We start from the raw sequence: 7,812 nt of genomic DNA on the forward strand, positions 1-7,812 counted from the left end.
ACCTTCCGCCTCTTCTTATTCGATCGGTTCACCGGGCGTCTCGCCGGGGCCGGCGGCATCGGCGCTGTCGTCCACGGCGGCCGTCCCGCCGCCGTCGAGATCATCGCCCAGGCCACCGTTTCCGTTGGCCCCGTTCCCGTTGGTATCCTCGTCCTCCGCGATGGAGGCGACGGACACCACGCGCTCGTCCGCACCCACGCGGAACAGCGTGACGCCCAGCGTCTTGCGGCCCGCGATGCGCACGTCGTGGATCGGCATGCGGATGACCTGACCGCCGTTGGTGACCATCATCACCTGATGCGAGTCCTCCACCGGGAAGGCCGCCACGATGGAACCGTTGCGGTCGCCCATCTCCATGTTCCAGATGCCCTGGCCGCCGCGGCCGGTCACCCGGTACTCGTAGGAGGAGGTCCGCTTGCCGTAGCCGCGCTCGGTCACGGTCAGCACATACTGCTCCAGGCCCTTCAGCTCCTCGTAGCGCTCCATGCTGAGCGTCACGGCTTCGGTCGGCACCTCATCGGCCTCCGGCGCCGCCTCGCCCTCCATATCGACGCCTTCCTCGCGCTTGCGCTTCAGGAAGGCGGCGCGCTCCTCGGGCGAGGAGTCGACGTGGTGGAGCGTGGTCATCGAGATGACCTCGTCGCCGTCGGCCAGTCGGATGCCGCGCACGCCGGTCGAGGTGCGGCCGGCGAAGACGCGCACGTCGGCGACCTCGAAGCGGATGCACTTGCCGCCACCGGTCGCCAGCAGGACGTCGTCGGCCTCCGAGCAGGTGCGGACGGCGATCAGACGCTCGCCCTCCTCCTCCAGCTTCATGGCGATCAGGCCGTTGGAGCGGATGTTGGCGAAGTCCGACAGGCGGTTGCGCCGCACGTTGCCCTTCGAGGTGGCGAAGACGACGTGCAGATCCGCCCACACGGCCTCGTCCTCGGGCAGCGGCAGGACCGTGGTGATGGTCTCGCCGTCGATCAGCGGCAGCAGGTTGACGAAGGCCTTGCCGCGCGCCTGCGGGTTGCCCAGCGGCAGGCGGTAGACCTTCAGCTTGTAGACCATGCCGCGCGACGAGAAGAGCAGCAGCGGCGTGTGGGTGTTGGCGACGAACAGGTCGCTGACCGCGTCCTCCGCCTTCATCGACATGCCCGACCGGCCCTTGCCGCCGCGCTTCTGCGCGCGGTAGGTGGACAGCGGAACGCGCTTCACGTAGCCGGACTGGCTGACCGTGACGACCATGTCCTCGCGCTGGATCAGGTCCTCGATGTCGGCCTCGAACTCCAGCTCCTGGATCTCGGTGCGGCGCGGGGTGCCGAACCGCTCCTTCATCTCCACCAGCTCGTCGCGAAGGATGCCCAGCAGCTTCGCGCGGTTGGCCAGCGTCTCCAGGTAGTCGGCGATCTGGTCGGTCACGTCCTTCAGCTCGGCGCCGATGCGGTCGCGCTCCAGCCCGGTCAGGCGGTGCAGACGCAGGTCGAGGATGGCGCGGGCCTGCTCCTCCGACAGCCGGTAGGTGCCGTTCTCCGACACGCCGCGGCCCGGCTCGTCGATGAGCGCGATCAGCGGGGCGACGTCCATCGCCGGCCACTCGCGCTCCATCATCTGCTCGCGCGCCCAGACGGGGTCCGGGGCGCTGCGGATGAGCGCGATCATGGCGTCCAGATTGGCGACGGCGACGGCCAGACCGACCAAGGTGTGGGCGCGCTCGCGCGCCTTACCCAGCAGAAACTCGGTGCGCCGGGTGATGACCTGCTCGCGGAACCGGACGAAGGCGACAATGATGTCCTTCAGGTTCATCAGTTCCGGGCGGCCGCCATTCAGCGCCAGCATGTTGACGCCGAAGGACGTCTGCAGCTGGGTGTGGCGGAAGAGCTGGGCCAGCACCACGTCGGGCACGGCGTCGCGCTTCAGCTCGATCACCACGCGCACGCCGTCGCGGTCCGATTCGTCGCGCAGGTCGGCGATGCCCTCGATCGTCTTGTCGTTGACGACCTCGCCGATGCGCTCCATCAGCTTGGACTTGTTGACCTGGTACGGGATCTCCGTCGCCACGATGGCGAGGCGGTCCTTGCGCACCTCTTCGATGTCGGTCTTGGCGCGGATGATGACGGAGCCGCGCCCGGTCATCAGGGCCGAGCGGACGCCCGACCGGCCGAGGATCATGCCGCCCGTCGGGAAGTCCGGACCGGGCACGATCTCGATCAGCTCTTCGAGCGTGACATCGTTGTTGTCGATGTAGGCGCAGCAGGCGTCCACCACCTCACTCAGATTGTGGGTGGGGATGTTGGTCGCCATGCCGACGGCGATGCCGCCGGCGCCGTTGACCAACAGATTCGGGAAGCGCGCCGGGACGACCGTGGGCTCCTTGCCCGAATCGTCGTAGTTGGCCTGGAAATCGACGGTGTCCTTGTCGATGTCGTCGAGCAGCGCCTCCGCCGCCTTGGCCAGCCGCGCCTCGGTGTAGCGCATGGCCGCGGCCGGGTCGCCGTCCATCGAACCGAAGTTGCCCTGCCCGTCGATCAGCGGCAGGCGCATGGAGAAGCCCTGCGCCATGCGGACCATGGCGTCGTAGATCGCGCTGTCGCCGTGCGGGTGATATTTACCCATCACGTCGCCGACGATGCGCGCCGACTTCTTGTAGGGCTTGGTCGAGTCGTACCCGCCCTCCTTCATCGCGTAGAGGATGCGGCGGTGCACCGGCTTCAGCCCGTCGCGGACGTCGGGCAGAGCGCGGCTCACGATCACGCTCATCGCGTAATCGAGATAGGACCGGCGCATCTCGTCTTCGATGGTGACCGGCGCGATGTCGGAGGCGGGAGGAAGGGGCGTCGTGCTCAAGGAGACAAACTCATTCTACGGGCTGCGGCGATGCTCGGTGTTCAGCGCTTGCTGTTCAACGCACTCGGTTCAACACTTAAGGCTCAACGGTGCTCGTCCGCACGGCCCTTCGGGCCGCTGCATGTAATATAAGAATTCCTATCAGCTTTCGCATGTGCACACAACGCTCCGGCAATCCCACGGTTTCTGGCCTTTGCAGGTCAATGGCCTCCGGCCTTGGCGGACCGGGGGCGGCTCAACAGCGCGAAGCGCAGCGAAAGGATGGTCACGGATACCACACTGGCGATCAAAATTCCCTCAAAAAGACCACGCGCGCCGCGGTCCAACCCGAAGGCGAGCAGGGCCGACACCGGAATCATCACCACCGCGTAGGAGATGAAGTGCAGCGCGGTGGGGACCCAGGCGTCGCCGCGCCCGCGCAACGCGTTCGCCATGACCACCTGCCCGCCGTCGGCCACCAGAACCCAGGCGGTGAAGGCGATCAGCGGCGCCACCGCGGCGATCAGTTCAGGGTCGGCGCTGTAGATGGCGGCCAGCGGCTCCGGCACCCAGCGGTAGAGCACACCGACTCCGGCCAGGATCAGGCTGGTGACCGCCAGCCCCGTCCAGCCGGCCAGCGCCATGTCCAGCGGGTCACGCCGGCCATAGGCCACCCCCACCCGCACCGCCGTGGCCGAGGCCAGCCCGACCGCCGCCATGAAGGGCAGCGCCGTCAGGTTCAGCCCGACCGTGTAGGCACCGAGCGCCAGCGGCGAGATCATCCCGGCGAACAGCCCCAGCGTGGCGAAGGCGCCGCTCTCCACGCCCAGGCTGACCCCGGCGGCGTAGCCGAGATGGCGCTGCTTGCGGCTGCCGCTCCACCAGTCGCGGACCGGGTCGCGCACCGCCCAGCGGGCGTGGTCGCTCATGTGCCAGGCGTAGAAGGCAAGGCCGAGCCCCATCCCCCAGCGCACGGCCGTGGTCGCCCAGGCCGAACCGACCGCTCCCAGGGCCGGGAAGCCGCCATGCCCCCAGACCAGCATCCAGGCGAGCAGAGCGTTCAGGAGATTGCCGAGGATCATCGCCACCATGCCCGGCACGGGCCTCTTCAGCCCTTCCAGAAAGAAGCCGGTGGCGACGTACAGCATCATGCCCGGCATGCCGAAGCCGAGCACCGCCATCACCCGACCGCCGCCCGCCGCCAGATCCGCGGACTGGCCGGTCAGGCGGAAGAAGGGCTCCCCGGCCAGCGAGGCCAGGGCGAAGAGGATGCCGAGGAGCAGCGCGTAGGGAATCGCCCGGCGCCAGACGCGCCCGCACTCGGCGTCCTGCCCCGCCCCCAGGGCATGGGCGGTCACCGCCACCACGCCCATCATCAGCCCGACGCCGGTGGTGACCAGCAGGTTGGCCGGCAGATGGGCCAGCCCGTAATAGGCCAGCTCCTGCGCGCTGTAGCGGCCGACGATGGCCGTATCCACCGCCATCATGACGACCAGACCGGCGCGCGAGACGATGACCGGGGCGGCCAGCCGCAGGAGTTCGCCGGCATGGGTGCGCAGACGGTCGGCCAGGAGAGGGGCGGGAATGGCGTGGTCGGGCATGATCAAGGCTGTCGGTCGCTTGTGTGTGGGGCGCTTGTGTTCGGTTGTCACCGCCGGTGGCGGAACCGGCCATCTTGACCGTGCGACGTACCACGTCAAGTGGCGGCTTATTGTCCTTCCGCCCTGTTGCAAATCCGCCGAATGGGCCGGAACCAACGCCCGCGGCGGCGCGTTGACGAAGCAACAGCATCCATTGAGGAGTTCGGGATCATGAGCCGCGCCATGCCGTTCCCCGTCCGCCAGATTGCCCTCGCCAGCTTCGTCCTGACCTTCGCCGCGCTGCTCGTCGGCTGCAACACGGTCGAAGGGGCCGGGCAGGATGTCCAGGCCGGCGGCCGCGCCGTTGAGCGCGCCGCCGAGTGACGCGCCCGCCCACACCTTATCAACCACAGAGAGCCATCCGCATGAGCGATCCCATGACGCCGGAACGGCCCACCGAGGTGCCGCCGCCGAGCAACCCGAACACCCCGCAGCCGGACCGTCCGACCACGCCGGACCCCTACCCGGTTCCCGAGAATCCCGACACCCCTCCGGAGATGCCGCCGCCGGCGGACCAGCCGACTCCGGGCATGCCGACGCCGACCCAGGCGTAAGGCGCCGGGCGCGACGACCGACCGGTGACCGCCGATGCGAAAACGGCCGGGGCCCTCAGGCTCCGGCCTTCTTCTTTGTCCGAAGCCCCTGCACCGAAAGTCGAATATTCGAATCTGGAAACAACACCGAAACACAAGGGCAACAAGTCCCAAGGGACCGTGGCAAAAATTGGCACCGATGAGCACGGTGTTTTTTTACCTTTCCGCCACCCCACCTCAATGTTAACGATTTGTTAATTATTGAGGAGAGGCAACCATGGCTAGGTTTTCGGGAACCAACGCCGCCGAACGCTACCTCGGCACCGACGCCGCCGACACGGTCTATGGCAACGGGGGGAATGATTCGCTTTCCGGAGGTCTCGGCAACGATTTCCTGGATGGCGGGCTCGGGAACGACTGGTTGGGCGATCCCTACGCCGGCGATCCGGGAAACGACCGTATGTATGGACGCCAGGGCAACGACCAGCTGTTCGGCGGGGCCGGGAACGACTGGCTGGACGGCGGATCGGGCAATGACACGGTGAAGGGCGGGCGCGGCGACGACACGCTGGTCGGCGGAACCGGCGATGATTGGCTGATCGACACGCTGCGCGACGACGGGTCCGACGTTTTCCTGCCCGGCGCCGGCAACGACCATATGGTCAGCTACCGCGACGGAGCGACGGACATCTTCCGATTCGACGTGGCGCCGGGCGGCTTCGGCACCGACGACATCAGCTACTTCGAGGCCGGGATCGATCGCCTCGAGTTCCGCGGCTTCTCCGCTGCCGACCTGACCGTCTCCACGACCGCGACCAACACGTCCTTCGGCTTCCGGGACGGGTCGTCGCTGACCGTGGACTCGGTGGGGCTGATCGCGGGCCGCGATTATGTGTTCACATGATCTGTCGTTCGGCGGACCGGCCCCTTTATCTGAAGGAAGTACCGCGGGCATGAGGGGCTGATGGCACAAGGGGCGTGGCCATGGTGGGCCGCGCCCTTTTCCGGTCCGATCCGCGGCCCCTCCGCTCCGCTGCCGCGTTATAGCCTTGCCCACGCGACGGAGGAGCCACGCATGAACCATCGACGCTTCACCCCCCGCCCCGCCACCCGGCTGCTGGCCGTCTGCGCCCTGGCCGCGCTCGGCGCCTGCGCGGAAACCGGCGCCACGCAGCGGCCCATGGCGCAGATGTCGCCGCTGGAGCTGGTCGGGCTGACCGTGCAGTCCATTCCCGAGAACCGCATCCTGGGTGCGGTGGAGGATGTCGTCGTCACCCCGGCGCGCGAGCCGGTCCAACTCGTGGTGGCGAGCGGCGCGCCGGTCCACCCGGTGAGGCGCCACGTGACGCTGGACTCCGGTCAGCTGCGCTACTCGGAAGAACGGCAGGCGCTCGTCCTCACCGAGATGAGCGCGGACCAGTTCGACGCCCTGTTCGCCACGCCCGCCGCGATGGCGCCGGCCCTTGCCCCCGCCGGCAATCCGGCGGACGCCACCAACTGGAACCGCGCCACCGCCCCGCGCTGAACACCCCTTCGGCCGGATCTCGCGTTTCCCCGTGACGGGGCGCAAGGTCCGGCCATGGGTGGCCTTCTGTCTTTATGTTGATATGATATAACGTTACATTTCCCGCGTGAGGTCTGGAGACGGACGGCGACGGGGGAAACGATGATCGAAGGCATGGACGCGCCGGACGTTCCGGCGGAGTTCACAGCGGCGCTGGATTTGGTGCGGTCCCTGTGGACCGAGGGGCGCCACGAGGGCGTGCCGGAGCGGCTGGTCGCCTGGGCGATGATGGTCGAAGCGGTGGACCGCCTCGCCGCGCTGCACGGGCCGATCGCGACGGCGGGATTGCTCGACAAGTTGGGACGGGCCGTTCTGGACACCCCTCCGGGCGCCGGGCCGGGGCTGTACCAATGAGTGGGATGTCCAACAACCGCTTCTACGGCGCGCGCTCATGGCGGGAAGCCAAGCCGGTGGTGCTGCATCCCCGATTCTTCGACGGGTTCCGGGATTTCCTCGACGGACGCCCCTTCGATTACCGGGGGTTGGATGGCTGGCCGCTGCTCGACCAGCACCGCTACGAGAACGGGCGCGAGTTGGCCGCGGAGTGCCGCGCCGCCGGGATCGCTGTGCGCTGGAGCGACCGCACGCGGATCCCGCGCGGCCTGAGGGACTTGGTGTCCGGACGTGCCCGTCGGCGCGCGGCGCCGTGACAGCCGCTCAAAAGCGCAGGCCGGCCGCGGCGGGATTGTCGATCTGGTTGAGCGGGCAGCGGCAGGTCGGGCAGGCGATCTGGGAAAGGAGCGTGTTGCGCTGCTCCTCCGTCAGCGACACGCCGGCGGCCTGAACCGCCTCGTCGATCATCCGGCGATGATAGGCGGTGGCGCCGCAGCCCTCGTCCAGCACGCCCTTCAGATCGTCGTTCGGAATCACGCGGAACGCCGCAGCGGGACCGGACAGGGTCGCCGCGCCACCACCGACCGCGACGGCGGCAAGGGCGCGCAGGATGTGACGGCGCTGGGGGGCCATGGCTGCTCCTGGATCACGGCGAACGCGTGCCGCGGAATCTCGGGTGGCAGACCCTCCCCGTCAAGTGACGATGTGGTGGCGGCGTGTCCACCACATCGTCTCAGTGTGAGAGCCGGCTCCAGCCGGCTGCAGTTACAGCCCAGTTGCAGTTACAACAGTGTCCAGCCGGTCTGCGGGTTGGTTCCCAGGATCTGAGCGGACTGGATGGTGGTTCCGTTCATGGCCCAGAGCGACAGCGCGCCGGTGCTCTGCGAGCGCCACAGGATGTCGGTCTGGCCGTCGCCGGTGAAGTCGTCGAGCT

General features: G+C 68.3%; 10 protein-coding genes. 6 read left to right on the forward strand and 4 right to left on the reverse strand.

The annotated features are described in order from the left end of the window. Positions 1 to 15 precede the first annotated feature (15 nt). Both gyrA and FBZ83_RS30570 read right to left on the reverse strand, forming a co-directional pair. A complete protein-coding gene (gene gyrA / locus FBZ83_RS30565) occupies positions 16 to 2,829 on the reverse strand; it encodes a DNA gyrase subunit A (protein ID WP_145690852.1) in 2,814 nt (937 codons plus the stop codon). Positions 2,830 to 3,029: 200 nt separating this feature from the next. Next, complete coding sequence (locus tag FBZ83_RS30570) at positions 3,030 to 4,409, reverse strand: MATE family efflux transporter (RefSeq protein ID WP_145690861.1); 1,380 nt, start codon at positions 4,407 to 4,409, stop codon at positions 3,030 to 3,032. A gap of 210 nt (positions 4,410 to 4,619) precedes the next feature. On the opposite strand from FBZ83_RS30570, the gene FBZ83_RS30575 reads away from it, so the two are divergent. The 6 genes from FBZ83_RS30575 (at position 4,620) to FBZ83_RS30600 (ending at position 7,195) form a co-directional block, all read left to right on the forward strand. After that, the gene (locus tag FBZ83_RS30575) at positions 4,620 to 4,772 is read left to right on the forward strand and encodes an entericidin A/B family lipoprotein (RefSeq protein ID WP_145671776.1); all 153 of its coding nucleotides are present in this window, start codon (positions 4,620 to 4,622) and stop codon (positions 4,770 to 4,772) included. 41 nt (positions 4,773 to 4,813) lie between these two features. After that, a complete protein-coding gene (locus FBZ83_RS30580; protein ID WP_145690869.1) occupies positions 4,814 to 5,002 on the forward strand; it encodes a hypothetical protein in 189 nt (62 codons plus the stop codon). A 256-nt stretch (positions 5,003 to 5,258) separates the two neighbouring features. Beyond that, the gene (locus FBZ83_RS30585; RefSeq protein WP_145690878.1) at positions 5,259 to 5,885 is read left to right on the forward strand and encodes a calcium-binding protein; all 627 of its coding nucleotides are present in this window, start codon (positions 5,259 to 5,261) and stop codon (positions 5,883 to 5,885) included. Between the two features lie 171 nt (positions 5,886 to 6,056). Beyond that, positions 6,057 to 6,506 (forward strand): hypothetical protein, encoded by a 450-nt coding sequence (locus FBZ83_RS30590; protein WP_145690886.1) that lies wholly within the window; start codon positions 6,057 to 6,059, stop codon positions 6,504 to 6,506. A gap of 141 nt (positions 6,507 to 6,647) precedes the next feature. Continuing rightward, entirely contained in the window at positions 6,648 to 6,899 is a 252-nt protein-coding gene (locus tag FBZ83_RS30595; protein ID WP_145690893.1) for a hypothetical protein, read from the forward strand. Further along, positions 6,896 to 7,195: a hypothetical protein gene (locus FBZ83_RS30600; RefSeq protein WP_145690895.1), complete on the forward strand. Its 300-nt coding sequence runs from the start codon at positions 6,896 to 6,898 to the stop codon at positions 7,193 to 7,195. The genes FBZ83_RS30595 and FBZ83_RS30600 overlap by 4 nt, the downstream gene beginning before the upstream one ends. A 7-nt stretch (positions 7,196 to 7,202) precedes the next feature. Here the strand turns inward: FBZ83_RS30600 and FBZ83_RS30605 are convergent, their stop codons facing one another. Together FBZ83_RS30605 and FBZ83_RS32590 are read right to left on the reverse strand one after the other, a co-directional pair. After that, positions 7,203 to 7,511: a hypothetical protein gene (locus tag FBZ83_RS30605; RefSeq protein ID WP_145690897.1), complete on the reverse strand. Its 309-nt coding sequence runs from the start codon at positions 7,509 to 7,511 to the stop codon at positions 7,203 to 7,205. A gap of 149 nt (positions 7,512 to 7,660) precedes the next feature. Beyond that, positions 7,661 to 7,812 (reverse strand): FG-GAP repeat domain-containing protein (locus FBZ83_RS32590; protein WP_145690899.1); only part of this gene is annotated, 152 nt, incomplete at its 5' end.

Source organism: Azospirillum brasilense, from assembly GCF_007827815.1.
GTDB classification, from domain to species: Bacteria; Pseudomonadota; Alphaproteobacteria; order Azospirillales; family Azospirillaceae; genus Azospirillum; species Azospirillum brasilense_C.

What these genes read in the sequence shown, in the direction of transcription:
- FBZ83_RS30570 (WP_145690861.1), bottom strand. Translation starts at nt 4,409, where the DNA reads ATGCCCGACCACGCCATTCCCGCCCCTCTCCTGGCCGACCGTCTGCGC.
- FBZ83_RS30575 (WP_145671776.1), top strand. Translation starts at nt 4,620, where the DNA reads ATGAGCCGCGCCATGCCGTTCCCCGTCCGCCAGATTGCCCTCGCCAGC.
- FBZ83_RS30580 (WP_145690869.1), top strand. Translation starts at nt 4,814, where the DNA reads ATGAGCGATCCCATGACGCCGGAACGGCCCACCGAGGTGCCGCCGCCG.
- FBZ83_RS30585 (WP_145690878.1), top strand. Translation starts at nt 5,259, where the DNA reads ATGGCTAGGTTTTCGGGAACCAACGCCGCCGAACGCTACCTCGGCACC.
- FBZ83_RS30590 (WP_145690886.1), top strand. Translation starts at nt 6,057, where the DNA reads ATGAACCATCGACGCTTCACCCCCCGCCCCGCCACCCGGCTGCTGGCC.
- FBZ83_RS30595 (WP_145690893.1), top strand. Translation starts at nt 6,648, where the DNA reads ATGATCGAAGGCATGGACGCGCCGGACGTTCCGGCGGAGTTCACAGCG.
- FBZ83_RS30600 (WP_145690895.1), top strand. Translation starts at nt 6,896, where the DNA reads ATGAGTGGGATGTCCAACAACCGCTTCTACGGCGCGCGCTCATGGCGG.
- FBZ83_RS30605 (WP_145690897.1), bottom strand. Translation starts at nt 7,511, where the DNA reads ATGGCCCCCCAGCGCCGTCACATCCTGCGCGCCCTTGCCGCCGTCGCG.